Source organism: Streptomyces sp. NPDC057287 (assembly GCF_042667905.1).
Taxonomy (GTDB): Bacteria; Actinomycetota; Actinomycetes; order Streptomycetales; family Streptomycetaceae; genus Streptomyces.
This window is the reverse complement of the sequence record NZ_JBHUYV010000002.1, coordinates 184790-200083: the sequence shown is the minus strand read 5'-3', so window position 1 is coordinate 200083 and position 15294 is coordinate 184790. Positions and strand designations below refer to the sequence as shown.

Genomic DNA, 15294 nt, shown 5'->3' with positions numbered 1-15294 from the left:
ATACGAATCAGGAAGCCTGGGTGATGTCCTGTGGTCGCCGCACCCGCCGCCGCCGACGACCCCGTCGGCCCTCTGGAAGGCCCCGACCCATGACACCGGAATCCCGCCCCACCACGACCGCGAACCGCCGCGCGTTCCTCAGGACCGCGACGGCCGCGCTGGCGGTCCCCACCGCGGCCGTCCTCGTCGGCGAGGCGCTGCCGGGCACGGCACACGCCTCCACCACCACCGCTTCGACGGATCTCCCCGACTTCGCCCCGGTCCCCACCGCCGCGACCGGTCCCGCGCTCAACGAGCAGGGCTACTTCGTCGGCCGTATCAAAGGCAACCTGTACTGGGTGACCGACGCCTACTACCAGGCGATGTTCCTCAGCACCCGCGAAGGGGTGGTGCTCGTCGACGCGCCGCCGACCATCGGGAACAACCTGCTGCGCGCCATCGCCGAGGTCACCCGGGCCAACGGCCGGCCGGCGAAGGTCACCCACCTGGTCTACACCCACACCCACGCCGACCACATCGGCTCCGCCCACCTCTTCGGCAAGCACGTCGTGCGCATCGCGCACAGCGAGACCCGCCGGCTGCTCCGGCTGGAGGCCGACCCCAACCGGCCGCTCCCGACCGTGACCTTCGACGACCACTTCGACCTGCGCGTCGGCGGGGAACGCCTGGAGCTCGCGCACCACGGCCCCAACCACTCCCCCGACAACATCTTCGTCTACGCGCCCGACCACGCGACGCTGATGGTGGTGGACGTCCTCTATCCCGGCTGGGTGCCGTTCAGGAACCTGGCCGTCTCGCAAGACATCCCCGCCTGGGTGAAGGCCCAGGACACGGCGATGAGCTACCCCTGGACGACCCTGGTCGGCGGACACCTCGGCCGGCTCGGGGTGCGCGCCGACGGCGACGTGCAGAAGCGGTACATCGCCGACCTCACCGACAGCGTGAAGGCTGCGATGTCCCTGGATCCGACGCCCTTCTTCCAGAAGTACGGCCCGTCCGGGAACTCCTGGGCCATCTTCAAGACCTACCTGGACGCCGTCGCTCAGCAGGCGGCAGGCCCGGTGATCGCCAAGTACACCGGCGTCCTGGCCGCGGCCGACGTCTTCACCCTCGACAACGCGGCCACCATGCTCGAATCGCTGCGGATCGACGCCGGGCTCCTGGGCCCCTTCGGCACCCGCCCGTAGCCGGGCTCCCGGGGACGGGGTGGGGTGGGAACGGACGCCGAGCAGGCGCGTCACCCAGGCCCCCACTCCGCGGTCCACCCCGATTCCGGCACGGACGCACTGGGGTCTTTCCCCGGTACGAACGCCCTCGCCCCCGTGGTGTGCCGACCCGGCGCCGGACACCTGGCCGTACCGGCCGCGACGCCGTATCGATCACATCGCCGCACCCACCGAACCCACCGAACCGAGAGGTCGTCATGACGTCACCGCCCTCCGCCCCCGTCGTGTTCATCCACGGCCTGTGGCTGCACGCCACCTCGTGGACCCCCTGGCTCGACCTGTTCCAGCGGGAGGGTTACGCCCCGGTCGCACCGGGCTGGCCCGGCGACCCCGGCACCGTAGAGGAGGCCCGTGCCAACCCCGAGAGCATCGCCGACCACGGAATCGACGATGTGGTGAACCACTACGCGGCGATCATCCGGGAGCTGCCGGCCCCGCCCATCGTGATCGGGCACTCCTTCGGCGGCATGATCGCGCAGAAGCTCCTCGGGCAGAACCTGGCGGCCGCCGCCGTCGCGATCGACGCCGCCCAGATCAAGGGAGTGCTCCCGCTGCCGCTGTCCGCACTGCGCGCGACGCTGCCGGTGTTCAAGAACCCTGGCAACAAGCACCGCGCGGTCTCCCTCACGGCCGACCAGTTCCGCTTCGCGTTCGGCAACGCCGTGTCCGCGGAGGAGTCGGTGGAGCTGTTCGAGCGCTGGGCGATCCCCGCCCCGGGCAAGCCCCTGTTCGAGGCCGCCGCCGCCAACTTCGACCCGCACTCGCCGGCAAAGGTCGACACCGCCAACAGCTCGCGCGGACCGCTGCTGCTGATGACCGGCGGCAAGGACCACACGGTGCCGGAAGCCGTCGTCCGGGCCACCCTCAAGCAGTACCGGCACTCCGACGCCGTCACCGACATCACCGACTTCCCCGACCGCGGACATTCGCTGACGATCGACGGCGGCTGGCGCGAGGTCGCCGACACCGCACTGGCCTGGCTGCGGCGGCACTCCCTCTGAACGGCGCTTCCGTCGAACGGCAGCTCCGTTACGCGAAGCCGCCGTTGAACGTTGTCTCCTCCGAACCACACTTCACCGACAGCACCGGCACCGTCGAAGGGCCCTGGGCATGGATCTGCACCTGACCGGAAGGACCGCGGTCGTCACCGGCGCGAGCCGTGGCATCGGACTCGCCGTGGCCGGGGCACTCGTACGTGAGGGTGCCCGGGTCGTGACCGGTTCGCGGGAGATCACCCCCGAGCTGCGGGCGCTGGCCGCCGAAGGCGACGTCCTCACGGTCGCGGTGGACCTGACCGCGCCCGAGGGACCGGCCGAGCTGATCGCCGCCGCGACCTTCGCCTACGGTGGCATGGACATTCTGGTGAACAACGTGGGTGCCGTCCGGCCCCGCACCGACGGCTTCCTCGCGGTGACCGACGACGACTGGGCCGCGACGCTGTCCGTCAACCTCCTGGCCCCCGTACGCACCACCCGGGCCGCGCTCCCCCACCTGCTGGAGCGCGGAGCGGGGAGCATCGTGACGGTGAGTTCCGTCAACGCGTTCCTGCCCGACCCGCTCGTGATCGACTACAGCGCGTCGAAAGCCGCACTGTCGAACTTCTGCAAGTCCCTGTCCAAGCAGGTGGGCCCGCGGGGCGTCCGCGTCAACACCGTGAGCCCCGGCCCCGTCGCCACCGGCCTGTGGCTGGCGCGCGACGGGGTCGCCGCGACGGTCGCCGCCGCCACCGGCGGCTCCGCCGACGCCGTGGCCGAGCGGGCCGCCGCCGACGCCGCCACCGGGCGGTTCACCCGCCCGGACGAGGTCGCCGACCTCGTCGTGTTCCTGGCCGGCGACCGGGCCGCGAACATCACCGGGTCCGACTTCGTCGTCGACGGCGGTCTCGTCAGCACCCTGTGAGCCCAGCCCCGGGCCGGCCGCAAGCACCTCTCATCACCACAAGCCACGCCTTCCTCCTGACTGGAGCACCCGTGAAGCACCGTCATGCCTTCTTCCGGCCACGCGTCCTGGCACCGCTCGCGATCGCCGCGGCGTTCGGCCTCAGCACCAGCACCCTCTCCGCCGGCACCGTCTCCGCCGCGACCCCGCACACCAAGGCCGCGACGACCGCGGTCCGGTCCGCCGACCCACTGATACCGGCCGGGTTCACCGAGCACAAGGCCGTCGGCCTCGACTACGTGATCGGCGGCCACGGTCCGACCCTCGTCCTGCTCCACGGCTACCCGGAGACCTGGTACGAGTGGCGCGCCCTCCTGCCGGAGCTCTCCCGGCACTACACCGTCATCGCGCCCAGCCTGCCCGGCGCCGGCAAGAGCGACGCCCCGGCCGACGGCTACGACAAGAAGTCGATGGCCGCAGCAGTCCACACACTGCTCCGCACGATCGGGCACGCCGACGACATCCGGCTGGTCGGCCACGACATCGGCTCGATGGTCGCCTACTCCTACGCCGCCGCGCACCCCCGCGACGTGAAGAAACTCGTCCTCAGCGAGGCCCCGATCCCGGACGCGAGCCTCTACACGTTCCCGTCCCTGACCGCCGCCGGCCCGGCCGCCTGGAACTTCGGCTTCTTCTCCCTCGCCAACGGCCTTCCCGAAAAGGTCGTGGCCGGCCGCGAGGAGCAGTGGGTGGGCGGATTCGTCGACAGCCTCGAAGTCCGCAAGGGCTCCGTCACCGACGACGACATCGCCGTGTTCGCCGATGCGCTGAAGGACCCGGCCCACCTGTCGGCGAGCTTCAAGTGGTTCCGGACCTTCCCCCAGGACGTCGAGGACAACGCCGTCAACCGGCGGACGAAGCTGACCATGCCGGTCCTGGCGGTCGGCGCCTCGGGCAGCCTCGGCGAGGCCGTACCCGACCAGGTCCGCCGGTACGCGAAGCAGGTCACCGGTGTCGTCGTCCCCGACTCCGGCCACTGGATCTACGAGGAGCGACCCGGGAAGATGACCGCACTCCTGCTCTCCTTCCTCGGACGCACGTCGTGATCGCGCCCTTTCCCGACCACACCTTCGCCGGAGCCGACAGCGAACCCTTCTGCTTCCTCGGCGGCGAGAAGTGGTTCAGCGCGAACGGCATAGCCGCCACTGCCCTCGACGACGAGGCCCCCGCATTCGACATCGGGAACGTCCTCGCCTCCGCGGAGTCCTTCCGCGTGAGCGTCGCGGGCCCGCCGCCCACCGTCTGACCGCCGTCCGCCCCGGCGACGTGCGATCCCGTACGCCGCACCCCAGCAGCCCTACCAGGAGAAGGACTCCACCATGCCCGAAACCCCGTCGGTCCCGCCGCACGGCAACCGCTGGTTCCACCGGCGCGTGGCCATCCCGGCCGCCTTGGCCGTCGCCGTCCTGACCGTACCCGCCGTCTCCCCAGCCTCCTCGGCACCGGCTCCGGCTCCGTCGGCAGTGTCGGCGCAGGCCCGGCACGCCCCCAAGCCCACCGTCGTCCTGGTCCACGGCGCCTTCGCCGACTCCTCCGGCTGGAGCGGGGTCGTCGCGCGGCTCCGGCACGACGGCTATCCGGTCATCGCCGCGGCCAACCCGCTGCGGGGCCTGGACTCCGACGCGGCCTATGTCAGCAGCCTCCTCGACTCCGTCCCCGGGCCGGTGGTCCTGGTCGGCCACTCGTACGGCGGTGAGGTGATCACCAACGCCGCGGTGGGGCACGCGAACGTCAAGGCCCTGGTGTACATCGCGGCATTCGCTCCCGACCAGGGCGAGAGCGGTCTGGCGCTGGTAGGTCTCAACCCCGGAAGCCGGCTCGGCGAGGCGCTCGTCGTCCGGCCCTACGCGGTCGCCGGCGGCGGTGGCGCGGACGGATACGTCGCCCCGGCGAAGTTCCGTGCCGTCATGGCGGCCGACCTGCGCGGATCCGACGCCGAGCTGCTGGCCGCCCAGCAGCGCCCGGTGGACCTGGCCGCCCTCCAGGCCCCGAGCGGCGTACCGGCCTGGAAGACGATCCCGTCCTGGTACCTGGTCGCCGGGGCCGACCGGGCGATCCCGGCCGCGACCGAGAAGTTCATGGCACGGCGGGCCGGCGCTCACACCGTCGTGGTCGACGGCGCGTCCCACCTGGTCATGCTCTCCCACCCTGGCCGGGTCGAGAACCTGATAGTGGAGGCCGCCGAGGCGACCGGCTGACCGCCGCGTTCGGACGATCCCGACCTCAGGCGAGTTCGACGGTTTCGATCCTGGGGTGGGCCTTGTGCGGTTCGGCCGGGCGGGCGGTGAGCACCGGCCGGCCGGGGCGGCGGAGGGCGACGGACGCGGCGGACGTCGCCCTTTTCCGCCGGTCAGAAGCGGTGAACGTCGAGTACGCGGGTCTCGCACGGCCCGCGCCCGCCGACCGGTGCCATGGGGACACGAGCCGTACGGGCGCGGCGCGCTCAGACCATGCGGCGGTTCTCCGGCGTCTGGAGACCGAGGACGAACTCGGCGTGGCTCTCGAAGCCGGCCTCGGACATCACCCCGTGGGCGGAGATGGTGTTGAGGTCGCGCACGAGTTTGCCGAACACCGAGCCTTCGAGGATCGCCGCGGCCCCGGCGTGCCGGAAGACGCGGGTGACGACCTCGACCGCGGTCTTCGCGGCGAGCGAGGCCGTGGTCTGCATCCGGTCCAGGAGGGGCAGTTCGGCCTTCTCACCCCTGCCGATGACCTGGTCGACCTCGGTCAGGGTCTCCATGGCGAGGCTGCGCACGGATCGCACCCGGGCGTCGAGTTCGCCCAGTTCCCGCTGGAACCAGGTGAGTTCGGACAAGGCAGCCGGTCGGCTGAGGTTGATGCGGCTGCCCCGTCGGATGCGGGGCGCGGCGTCGATGATCTCGTCGAGGGCCCGGCGGGCGGCTCCCAGGACCATCCCCGGGTGCATCTGGAGGACGTAGGGCACCATGCCGAGCAGCGCGAGCGGGGTGTCCCCGCGCCGGCCGTAGCCCATCGGGTCGTAGACCAACTCGTCCGCCACATGGATCCCTTCGACGGCGAAGCTGCTGCTGCCGGTGCCGCGCATGCCCAGGACCCGCCAGTCGTCGAGCACCTGAATGTCGGCCTTGGGCAGGATGGCGGCGCGGCGTACGGGGCGGCCCTCGGCGTCGTCGACGAGGAAGGTCGCGCCCACGTAGTCGGCGTGGTGGAGTCCGCTGACGAAGTCCCAGCGTCCGCTCACCCGGTAGCCGCCCTCGACCCGTTCGGCGGTGCCCGGCTTGAGCGAGGCGGCCTTGAGGGCGAGGTTTCCGTCGAAGAGCTTGCGGGCGGTGGCGGGGGCGACGACGGTGGCGAGTTCCCCGGCGCCCTCCAGGAGGATGGTGGCGGTCCAGGCGGTGGCGGGGTCGATGTGGCCGATCTTCTCGATGATCTCGAAGGCGGTCACGGCACCGACCACGTTCCCGCCGAGATCGTCGGGGGTCATGATGCCGAGCACTCCGGAGGACCTGAGTGCGTGGGCCGACCGGTCACTGAGTCGCCGCTGCTCCTCCGACTCGACCGCGCCGAGGGTGAGGTCCTCCCTGATCGCCTCGACGGCGGCGAGGGCGTGGGCACGCCGCGCGGCCGGTTCGGTGGGCCAGGCGGTGGTCGTGGCGGGCTGGGTGGCGTAGGTGGTCATGATGTTCCTGTTCTCAGGTGTGGGTGGTGTCACGTCGGGTGTGGGCGCCGCGGGCGGTGCGGCTCTGCGGGGCGGCGGCGGGCTTCCGGCGCTCCTCCTTCGGTGCGGGCAGGGGACGGTGGGTGCCGAAACGCCGGTTCTGGTAGGCGAGGGTCCGGGCGTCGCGCGTACCGGCCGCGAGCACTGTGGCGAGGACGAGGACGTGGTCGCCGCCCTCGACCAGGGTGGTGGCCTCGCACTCCAGCCAGACCGGAGCCTCGCTGAGCCGGGGCAGCCCGTTCTCGTGGTGCCAGGCCACAGAGGCGAAGCGGTCGGCCAGGGGCGTGGCGAAGGTGAGGGCGAGCTGCTGGCCGTCGGCGCCCAGGAGGCAGACGCCGAGTCTGCCGGTGGCCTCTACGGCCGGCAGGAGGCTGGAGCGTCGGTCGAGGGCGATGGTGACCATGGGCGGGTCGAGGGACAGGGACGCGAAGGCACTCACGGTCACGCCGCAGGGGCTGCCGTCCTCGCGGCGGGCGGTGACCACGGTGACCGGCGAGCAGAGTGCGGCCATCGCGTCCTTGAAGTCGGCCGCGAGGGCCTGCCCTGCTTCGTCCTGGTGAGGTGGTGCTGTGGCGGACATGGCGGTCCTCCGAATCTTCGTGGGGCCGGTTCTCCGGGTGGTGGGCCGGCGGCCCGTTCATCGTGGGGTGCGAGGTCCGGACGGCTCATCCCCGGAACTCGGTACTCCCCGCGGACCGCGGTGTGCGGGCACTACCGACTCCTGGCCGGTGGCCGTCACTCGGCGGGGGCGGGCCTGCGGACGAGTCCCAGGACGTGGGCGCGCAGTTCGGCGAAGGCGGGCAGCAGTTTGGTGGCGACCTGTTCGCGTTCGGTGCCCAGGTCGACGGGGACGATCTCGCTGACGCCGGTGGGGGCGCCGGAGAGGACGACCACGCGGTCGGCGAGGTAGACGGCCTCGTCCATGTCGTGGGTCACCAGGACGACGGTCATGCCGCGTTGTCGTTGCAGTCGCAGGGTGAGGTCTTCGAGGTCGGCGCGGGTCTGCGCGTCGACGGAGGCGAAGGGTTCGTCCATGATCAGGACCCGTGGGGTGCAGGCGAGGGCGCGAGCGATGGCGGCGCGCTGCTGCATGCCGCCGGACATCTGCCAGGGGTAGAGAGGCCCGGCCTCGGCGAGCCCCACGGCGGAAAGCGCCTCCTGGGCCGCGGCCCGGCGCTCACCCTTGCTGCTGCCCCTGCGCCGCAGGGGGAGTTGGACGTTGTCGAGGACGCTCATCCAGGGGAGCAGCGAGCGGGAGTAGTCCTGGAAGACGAGGGCGAGTCCCTCGGGCGGGGCGTGCACGGGGGCGCCGGCGAGCCTGACCTCTCCGGAGTCGGGTGCGAGCAGCCCCGCCAGACAGCGCAGCAGAGTGGTCTTGCCCGCACCCGAAGGGCCTACGACGGTGACGAACTCGCGGTCGTGGACCTCGAAGTGGACGCCGCCGAGGACGTGGCGGGCGGTGTCCCCGCTGCCGTAGGACTTGGCGATGCCGTGCACGTCGAGGAGCGGGGCCGCCCGGTCGGGGCCCATGAGGTCCTGGTGGCGACCGGCGGAGGGGTGGGCTGCGGGTGCGGTCATGAGAGGGGGTCTCCTTGTCCGGCGGCGCGCTGCCCGGTGTACCAGCGCAGCAGACGCGATTCGAGGGCGCGGAAGGCGAGGTTGCTCGCGTATCCGAGGATGCCGAGCAGCAGGAGCGACGCCCACATCTCGGGTATGTCGAAGGTGCGTTGGGACTGGAGTTGCAGGTAGCCGATGCCGTGGGTGGAGGCGGTGTACTCGCTGGCGACGATGAGGACCACGCCGAGGGCTACGGAGACCCGGGCGCCGGCCATGATCTGGGCGGCTGCGCCGGGCAGGACGACGCGCAGGAGGCGCAGCCCACGCGGAAGCCGGTAGCTGTCGGCCATGGCCACGACGGTCGGATCGAGGGACCGCACGCCGTCCATGGTGCCGAGCAGGATGGGCCACACCGTGCCGTACGCGATGACGGCGGCCTTCATCCCGTCGCCGGTGCCGAGCAGGACCAGGGCGACGGGGACGAGGGCGATGCCGGGGACGGCGCGCAGGAACTCCAGGACCGGTCGCGTGGCGTCGTACAGCCACCCGGCGCGGCCGAGGAGCAGTCCGAGGGCGACGCCGACGAGTCCGGCGAGCAGGAGTCCGGCGAGCAGGTTGAGGACACTGGGCACGGCATCGGAGCCGAGCCGGTCGAAGAGCCACAGGTCCCGGAAGGCCCGCAGGATTCTGGGCAGAGAGGGGAAGAAGAAGGAATGGTGTCGCACGGTGACCGCCCAGAGGACGGCGACCAGCAGGGCGGGCAGCCACAGTTCGTGAGCGGCGGCCCTCAGCAGCCGCGGGACGCGGTTCACCGGCGGGTCTCCTTTCGGTGGGCGGGTGTCCAGGGCAGGGCGAGGCGTTCGGCCGCCATCAGGAAGCTGTTGAGGGCGACGCCGAGCAGTCCTGCGACGACCAGGAGCGCGAACATGCGGTCGATCGCCCCGGCCTGTTGGGTCCGGGAGAGTTCGTTGCCGATGCCGGGCGCGGCCCCGAGGTACTCCCCGGCGGTGGTCAGCATGAGGGCGAGGACGGCGCAGTTGCGCACCCCGGTCACCAGGAACGGGAGCGCGGAGGGCAGGAGCAGACGGCGGACCCGCTGGTGGGCGGGGAGGCGGAAGGTGCGGAAGGTGTCCGCCGCCACCGGGTCGACGTGCCGCACCCCGTCGACGGTCGCCGTCAGCATGGGCCAGACCGCTCCGGCGACGACGAGTACGAGCTTCATCGCCATCGTCGAGCCCAGCGTCAGCAGCAACACCGGGCACAGGGCGACGGCCGGGATGGTGCGCAGGAAGTCGGTGAGCAGCCGGGTGCTGCGGGTCAGGAACCGTGACGTGCCGACGAGCAGCCCGACGGGCACACCGATGGCCGTGCACAGCAGCAGCCCGGCGCACCAACCGAGTGCGGTCTGCCCCAGTGCGTGCCAGAAGCCGCCGCTCCCGGCGATCGTGCGCAGCGCCGAGGCCGTGGCGCTCGCGGTGGGTACGGAGCTCTGGGGCAGCAGCCCCTCACGCACGGCCAGTTCCCAGGTGAGCAGGGCGGCGACGGCGAAGCCGAGCTGGCTGAGGGGCGTGCGGTAAGGGAGCCGGCCGCGGGCGGGCCGGTGCGTGGTGGTCCGGGCGGCGGGGGCGCCGGGCGGGGCGAGGGGCTCGGGGAGAGTGGTCATGCGGTGCCCTTCAGCTCAGCAGCTTGTCGACGTCGACGGGTTCGGAGAGGAACCGGTAGCGCTCCATGAGGTCGACCCACACGTCGAGCGAGGACCGGGGGGTGGAGGCGTCGAACACGGGGAGCTTCATCGTGGGGATCAGCTCCTCGGGCACGGGGCTGATCGAGGGCAGGACCTTCCGCACCTCTGCGGGGTGGGCGGCGGCATAGGCGATGCCTTTGCCCAGTGCGCGCCGGAAGCCGTCCACGATCTCCGGGTTCTTCTTCTCGAAGACGGAGGAGGTGGCCACGGCCATCTGCATGCCGTGCGGGGCTGCCTCGACTCCGGGCGACATGATGCGGACGGCGCCCTGGGAGAGGGCGGCAGTGTCGAACGGCGAGATCGTGCTCATGGCGTCGATGCGGCCCCGGACGAGGGCGGCCGTCATGTCGGACAGCGGCATCTCCAGTATCTTGACCCGATCGCTGTCGGCCCCGGCCTTGTCCAGCGCGGCGCGCAGCGCCACCTCTCCGCCGCCTTTGAGCTGGCCGACGGCGACGGTGCGTCCGTTGAGGTCCGCGGGCTTCTTGACCGGCCCGTCCTTCATGACCAGGAGTCCGCCGCTGTCGTCCTCGGGCCGGGGAGCGGCCTTGCTGACTCCACCGATCACGTGGACGGGCAGCCCCTTGGCGTAGGCGGAGACCACTCCGGCGGTCTCGCAGAGGGCGAACTGGTCGGTGCCGTTGATGAGGTTGGTGAGCAGGGCGCCGGCGCTCGTCGCGTCGGCCCGCGCGTCGATGCCCTCGTCCCGGAACCAGCCCTTGTCCACGGCGAGGGTGAAGGCGGCCGCGTCGACGACCGGGATGTACCCGACGTGCACGACGGCGAGCCCGTCGTGCCGGCTGAGCTCCCGGTCGGGCCCGCAGCCCACGAGCGCGCCGAGAGCGCCGAGAGCGAGAACGGCCGAGACGGCGGCGAGGCCGCGGCGGCGCGGGCCGCGGCCGGGCGGCAGGAGGGGTGGCGGGGAGTCCATACGGCGGTCCTTCCGGTCGATGCCGGCCGCCTCTCCGGTCCCCGGCAGGACCGGGTACGGGAGAGGAGACGGTACGAGGAAGTCGGGAGGGGAGTTCCGACAGACAGAGCGTGCTGTCCGGGCCCGGGGAGGGGCAATGGCCAGAACTCGGTATTCACCACGGCCGCGCGCCGACAGCCATGGGTACACCGCGTGAACGGCTCTTATCGTCCGTATGTCACGGCCGATCATGGCGGATCAGGGCGGTGATCAGGCAAGAAAGGCCCGTAGGGCAGTTTGGGGCGACCGGGACGGGGAGGGAGCGCGGCGGTGTCCACCCCTCGTTCCGTCACAGGAACTGGTCATCTTTCGGCCAGACGCGGCTGATGCGGGCAGCGCCGGGATCCGGGTGCCGGGTGCCGGGAGGCCGATACGGGGAACGCCCGGGGTCACTCCTCCAGGAGACCGGAGCGGATGGCGTGGGCCGTGGCCTCGGCACGGCTGGAGACACCGATCTTGCGGTACAGGTTGCTGATGTGGCGGCCCACCGTCTCGATGCTGATGAACAGTTCGGAGGCGATGGCCCGGCTCGTCGCGCCGGAGGCGATGAGCCTCAGCACTTCGGCCTCACGGCCGGTCAGCCCGTCGGGGTGGCGCCTGCGGCGTTCCCTGCGGGGGCTGGGAGCGCGCTTCGTGGCGAGCAGCGGCGGCACCTCGGCGAGGATGTCGCCCACCGTGAGTTTCGCCCCTTCGGCGCACAGTCGCTCGAAGACCGGGCGGGACAGGCTCCACTGGATGCTGCTCAGGTCGATCGCACGGGCCGGGAACTCGACCCAGCCGTCCAGGGTGAGCCGGGAGCGCACGGCCCGGGACAGGCCCACGAGCCGCGCGGCGTAGGGGGTCTCGCCGAGGTCGTCGAGGCACGCGGCCAGCCCTTCGAGGCACCAGACGTACCGCGGCCTGGCCCCGATCCCCTCCACGAGGCGCAGGCTGTCGAGGTGGTGGCCGCCCGCCCGGCCCGCCTCGCCGCGCGAGAGCCTGACGTCGGCCAACAGGTTGAGGAAGACGGAGGCGTTCCAGTCGTCGCCGTTGCGCTGGGCGAGGCCGAGCCCTTCGCTGAGCAGCGCGACGGCCTGCACGTCGTGTCCCTCCTCGTACAGCATCCTCCCCAGTTGCTGGTAAGGAACGTGGGTCCAGGTGCTCTCGCCGAGCTCCCGGAAACCGCGTACGGCCTCGTCCAGCGCCGTCTTGGCGAGCGCGCGGTGCGTCTCGGTGGCCGCGGCGGACGCCCCGAGCAGGCTGCGGGCGCGTGCGGCCCACCAGCGGTCCCCGGCCTCGTCGAGGACGGCGATCGCCTCCTGGTACAGGGGTTCGGCACGGTCGAATCCGTGCGCCTCGAACTCGGCGGCGGCCAGGTCGACGAGGGTCCGGGCCCGCGCGGTCGTCTCCCCCGCTTCCTGCCAGCCGTCGGCGCACTCCTGGAGCGCGGTCAGCGCGTGGGCGTAGGAACTCGCCGCTCCGGTGAGTACGGCATGCGCCTCGCGAGCCCGCAGCCTGGCGGTGCCCTCTCCGGTGGCGGGCAGCGCGAGCACCTCGTCGAGCAGGCCGATGCCCTCGTGCAGTCGGCCCCGGCCGAGCCAGTGGCCGCGCAGCGCGGCAGCCAGGTCGAGAGCGCGGTGGTCGGCGGAGTCGATGAGGAACCGGAGCGCCGCCCGCACGTCCGGCAGCTCCTCCTCGACGCGGCGGGCCCAGTCCTCGGCCGCCGTGCCGTGCTCGTCGTGCCCGTCCAGGACCCGTCCGCCGAAGTGGCGGGCGTGTGCACCGCGCAGGGCGTCGGCGATCTGTGCTCCGGCGCCGTCCTTGAGCAGTCGGCGCGCGTACTCGCGTACGACGCCGGGCATGCGGAAGCCGATTCCGGTGCCGCCGCCGGTGGCGGGGTGCAGCAGTTCGTGGGCGACGAGTTCGCTGACGCCTTCCCACAGCGTCTCGTCCGCCGACTCCTCATCGAGTACGTCGACGGCGGCGGCGTACGTGAAGCGATCTTCGAACACGCTCAGGCGTGAGAGGAGTTGACGGGTGGCCGGGGAGAGCGCGGTGACACTGTCGTCCAGGACCCTGCCCATGCTGCGGTGCCGGTCGGACAGGTCTACGGGGCCCTGCATGGTGAGGGACCATCCTTCGCGCAGCCGGGCGAGCAGCGCCTCGGCGGGCAGGGCGGCGAGCTGCCTGGCCGCGATGACCAGCGCGAGCGGGTGCCCTTCGAGCTGCCGGCAGATCGCGGTGACCGTGTGCTCGTGCGCGTCGAGACTGCCCTGGTAGGCGACCCGTCGGGCGTGCCACAGGAAGAGTTCGCGGGCGGCGGCCCCGTCCGTGACGTCGAGCGGGCGGACGCGGTGGAGGTGTTCGTCGGTGAGCCTGCCGGCCGCACGGCTCGTCGCGAGGACCGTGAGGCGGGGGTGTTCGGCCAGGAGCTCGCCGAGGGCGGGAGCGAGCGGCAGCACGGCCTCCAGGTTCTCGGCGAGCACCACATGGGGGGCGACGCCTTCCGCCGGTGGTGTGGGGAGCGCCTCGGTGAGGAGGGCGAGCGCCGCCTCGGGCCCGGCGGCACCGGCGAGTTCCACGACACGGACGTCCGTACCGCTCCGCTCCAGCTCCCCGCACACCTGCCGCGCCAGGCGGCTCTTGCCGACCCCGCCGATTCCGACGAGTGTCAGCAGTCGCACCTCCGGATCATCCAGAAGGCGTACCACCGCACCGACCTCGTCCCCACAACCACCAGCACCGTTCATGTCACCAGGTCCGCTCACAGGCCACCTTCAGCAGAGGCCCCAAGGCTCCGAGCAGGCACACTCACCCGTCAAGGCCCAGTGACGTTCATCACGGACCAGGGGAGTCGACGCGGGCGGGGCCACGAACGTCACCCGAGCCGACGGGATGTTCGGGTCCTGCCGCAGGCGTGTAGTCGGACGGCGGCAGCGGCGTCGTGACCATCTCCAGCAGTTTCCACGCCCTGCTGCGGAGGGCTGCACTCGTCATGGCTCCAGCTTGCTGTGCCTCAGGGCGTAAAGTCCTGACCGCAGAACGTAAATCTGGTCAGCTGAATTGTTCGCAGGGAACAAAAGGTGAGCCATGCAACCCGGAGGGCCAGCGAACTGGCCCTCGATGGGACGACGGTCACCGCACTTCGGACCGCGCTGAAGACCACCGCCGACGAGGTCGTCCAGGCGATCATCGACGAGGTCCCTCCCTACGCCAACGCCCTTTCGGGCCGCATGGGCGCCACCATCCGCCGACGCGCCCGCTCCCTCTCCTCTGATATTCGCGACACCGAGGACTACCTGCCCGAGCTGGTGCTGAGCGCCGACGTGGACGCGTTCGCAGACCTGCGTGCCCGAGCCCTCGCACCGTTGCAGACCTTGCCTGCCGCGACCGCACGGCGGCTGGAGGAGACGTTGCGGGCATGGCTGCTGCACCAGGGCAGGCGGGACGAGGTGGCGGCGGCCTTGTTCGTCCATCCTCAGACAGTCCGGTACCGGATGTCGCAGCTGCGGGAGCTGTTCCCGGATCTCGCATCTCCACAGCGGGCCCTTGAACTCACGCTGGCGGTCGGTCTCCGGATCAGCTGACACGTACGGCCGCTCGTCGGCCGGCACCGTCTTCGGACGTCCGGGTGCCTGCGGTGCAGTACCGGTCCTCGTCCCCGGTGACGAGAAGGGTGGGCACCGTGATCGCGCGCGAGGGGGACGTCGACCGCATGCCCTGGCAGGACGGCACCACCGGTCAACTGGATGCGGCGCTGCGAGCCGGTTGCACCGGCGCCCGGCCGTGGGCGCATTCGGGCGGAGGGTTGCGTGTGGTGGCGATCACTCGGTCGAGCCGGTCACGTGCGGCAAGGAGGTCGGTGATCCGCCCACTGATCCGTGCGCGTTCGCTCTCCAACTGAGAGAGAAGCCCCAGCTCCACCGTGCCGGAGTACACGCTGCGCAGCACCTCCCGCACAGATCTGCTCGGCAGCCCGGCGGCGAACAGCTGCTGGATCAGCTGTACCCGGTCGACAGCCGAGTCCGGATACCGACGCTGCCCGCCGGAGCTGCGTTCGGCCTGCAGCAGGTCCTGCTCCTCGTAGTAGCGCAGAGCTCTCACGCTCACCCCGGCCTGACGAGCCACCTCACCGATCCGCACGCGTCCTTCTTCCTCCTGGCGGAAGCCTCGACTTGCACCT

General features: G+C 71.7%; 16 protein-coding genes. 7 read left to right on the top strand and 9 right to left on the bottom strand.

The window, feature by feature from the left end; genetic code table 11:
- The first annotated feature begins 89 nt into the window (after positions 1–89).
- From ACFUNE_RS04205 to ACFUNE_RS04180, 6 genes are all read left to right on the top strand, one after another.
- Positions 90–1187, top strand: coding sequence for an MBL fold metallo-hydrolase (locus ACFUNE_RS04205; protein ID WP_383562022.1), 1098 nt, complete (start codon positions 90–92; stop codon positions 1185–1187).
- 236 nt (positions 1188–1423) lie between these two features.
- Positions 1424–2227: an alpha/beta hydrolase gene (locus ACFUNE_RS04200; protein ID WP_383562020.1), complete on the top strand. Its 804-nt coding sequence runs from the start codon at positions 1424–1426 to the stop codon at positions 2225–2227.
- A 109-nt stretch (positions 2228–2336) separates the two neighbouring features.
- A complete protein-coding gene (locus ACFUNE_RS04195; protein ID WP_383562018.1) occupies positions 2337–3125 on the top strand; it encodes an SDR family NAD(P)-dependent oxidoreductase in 789 nt (262 codons plus the stop codon).
- Between the two features lie 71 nt (positions 3126–3196).
- Positions 3197–4210, top strand: a complete 1014-nt coding sequence (locus ACFUNE_RS04190) for an alpha/beta fold hydrolase (RefSeq protein ID WP_383562016.1) — start codon at positions 3197–3199, stop codon at positions 4208–4210.
- Entirely contained in the window at positions 4207–4410 is a 204-nt protein-coding gene (locus ACFUNE_RS04185) for a hypothetical protein (RefSeq protein ID WP_383562014.1), read from the top strand. The genes ACFUNE_RS04190 and ACFUNE_RS04185 overlap by 4 nt, the downstream gene beginning before the upstream one ends.
- Before the next feature lie 73 nt (positions 4411–4483).
- On the top strand, positions 4484–5362 hold the full coding sequence (locus ACFUNE_RS04180) for an alpha/beta fold hydrolase (protein ID WP_383562012.1): 879 nt from the start codon (positions 4484–4486) through the stop codon (positions 5360–5362).
- Positions 5363–5607: 245 nt separating this feature from the next.
- On the opposite strand, the gene ACFUNE_RS04175 is transcribed toward ACFUNE_RS04180, so the two are convergent.
- From ACFUNE_RS04175 to ACFUNE_RS04140, 8 genes are all read right to left on the bottom strand, one after another.
- Positions 5608–6822 (bottom strand): acyl-CoA dehydrogenase family protein, encoded by a 1215-nt coding sequence (locus ACFUNE_RS04175; RefSeq protein WP_383562010.1) that lies wholly within the window; start codon positions 6820–6822, stop codon positions 5608–5610.
- A 13-nt stretch (positions 6823–6835) separates the two neighbouring features.
- Positions 6836–7441 carry a flavin reductase family protein gene (locus ACFUNE_RS04170; RefSeq protein WP_383562008.1) on the bottom strand — a complete coding sequence of 202 codons (606 nt, stop codon included), beginning with the start codon at positions 7439–7441 and terminating at the stop codon, positions 6836–6838.
- Positions 7442–7596: 155 nt separating this feature from the next.
- The gene (locus tag ACFUNE_RS04165; protein WP_383562006.1) at positions 7597–8439 is read right to left on the bottom strand and encodes an ABC transporter ATP-binding protein; all 843 of its coding nucleotides are present in this window, start codon (positions 8437–8439) and stop codon (positions 7597–7599) included.
- Positions 8436–9230 (bottom strand): ABC transporter permease, encoded by a 795-nt coding sequence (locus tag ACFUNE_RS04160; protein WP_383562004.1) that lies wholly within the window; start codon positions 9228–9230, stop codon positions 8436–8438. Before ACFUNE_RS04160 ends, ACFUNE_RS04165 begins: the two co-directional genes overlap by 4 nt.
- A complete protein-coding gene (locus ACFUNE_RS04155; RefSeq protein WP_383562002.1) occupies positions 9227–10081 on the bottom strand; it encodes an ABC transporter permease in 855 nt (284 codons plus the stop codon). Before ACFUNE_RS04155 ends, ACFUNE_RS04160 begins: the two co-directional genes overlap by 4 nt.
- Positions 10082–10091: 10 nt before the next feature.
- Positions 10092–11093 carry an ABC transporter substrate-binding protein gene (locus ACFUNE_RS04150; protein ID WP_383562000.1) on the bottom strand — a complete coding sequence of 334 codons (1002 nt, stop codon included), beginning with the start codon at positions 11091–11093 and terminating at the stop codon, positions 10092–10094.
- Positions 11094–11521: 428 nt separating this feature from the next.
- Positions 11522–13795, bottom strand: coding sequence for a LuxR C-terminal-related transcriptional regulator (locus ACFUNE_RS04145; protein ID WP_383561998.1), 2274 nt, complete (start codon positions 13793–13795; stop codon positions 11522–11524).
- Positions 13796–13949: 154 nt separating this feature from the next.
- The gene (locus tag ACFUNE_RS04140) at positions 13950–14108 is read right to left on the bottom strand and encodes a hypothetical protein (protein WP_383563085.1); all 159 of its coding nucleotides are present in this window, start codon (positions 14106–14108) and stop codon (positions 13950–13952) included.
- A gap of 86 nt (positions 14109–14194) precedes the next feature.
- Here ACFUNE_RS04140 and ACFUNE_RS04135 point away from each other — a divergent pair, with 86 nt between their 5' ends.
- Complete coding sequence (locus ACFUNE_RS04135; RefSeq protein ID WP_383561996.1) at positions 14195–14698, top strand: helix-turn-helix domain-containing protein; 504 nt, start codon at positions 14195–14197, stop codon at positions 14696–14698.
- Between the two features lie 154 nt (positions 14699–14852).
- Here the strand turns inward: ACFUNE_RS04135 and ACFUNE_RS04130 are convergent, their stop codons facing one another.
- Positions 14853–15254: a MerR family transcriptional regulator gene (locus ACFUNE_RS04130; RefSeq protein ID WP_383561994.1), complete on the bottom strand. Its 402-nt coding sequence runs from the start codon at positions 15252–15254 to the stop codon at positions 14853–14855.
- Between the last annotated feature and the right edge of the window lie 40 nt (positions 15255–15294).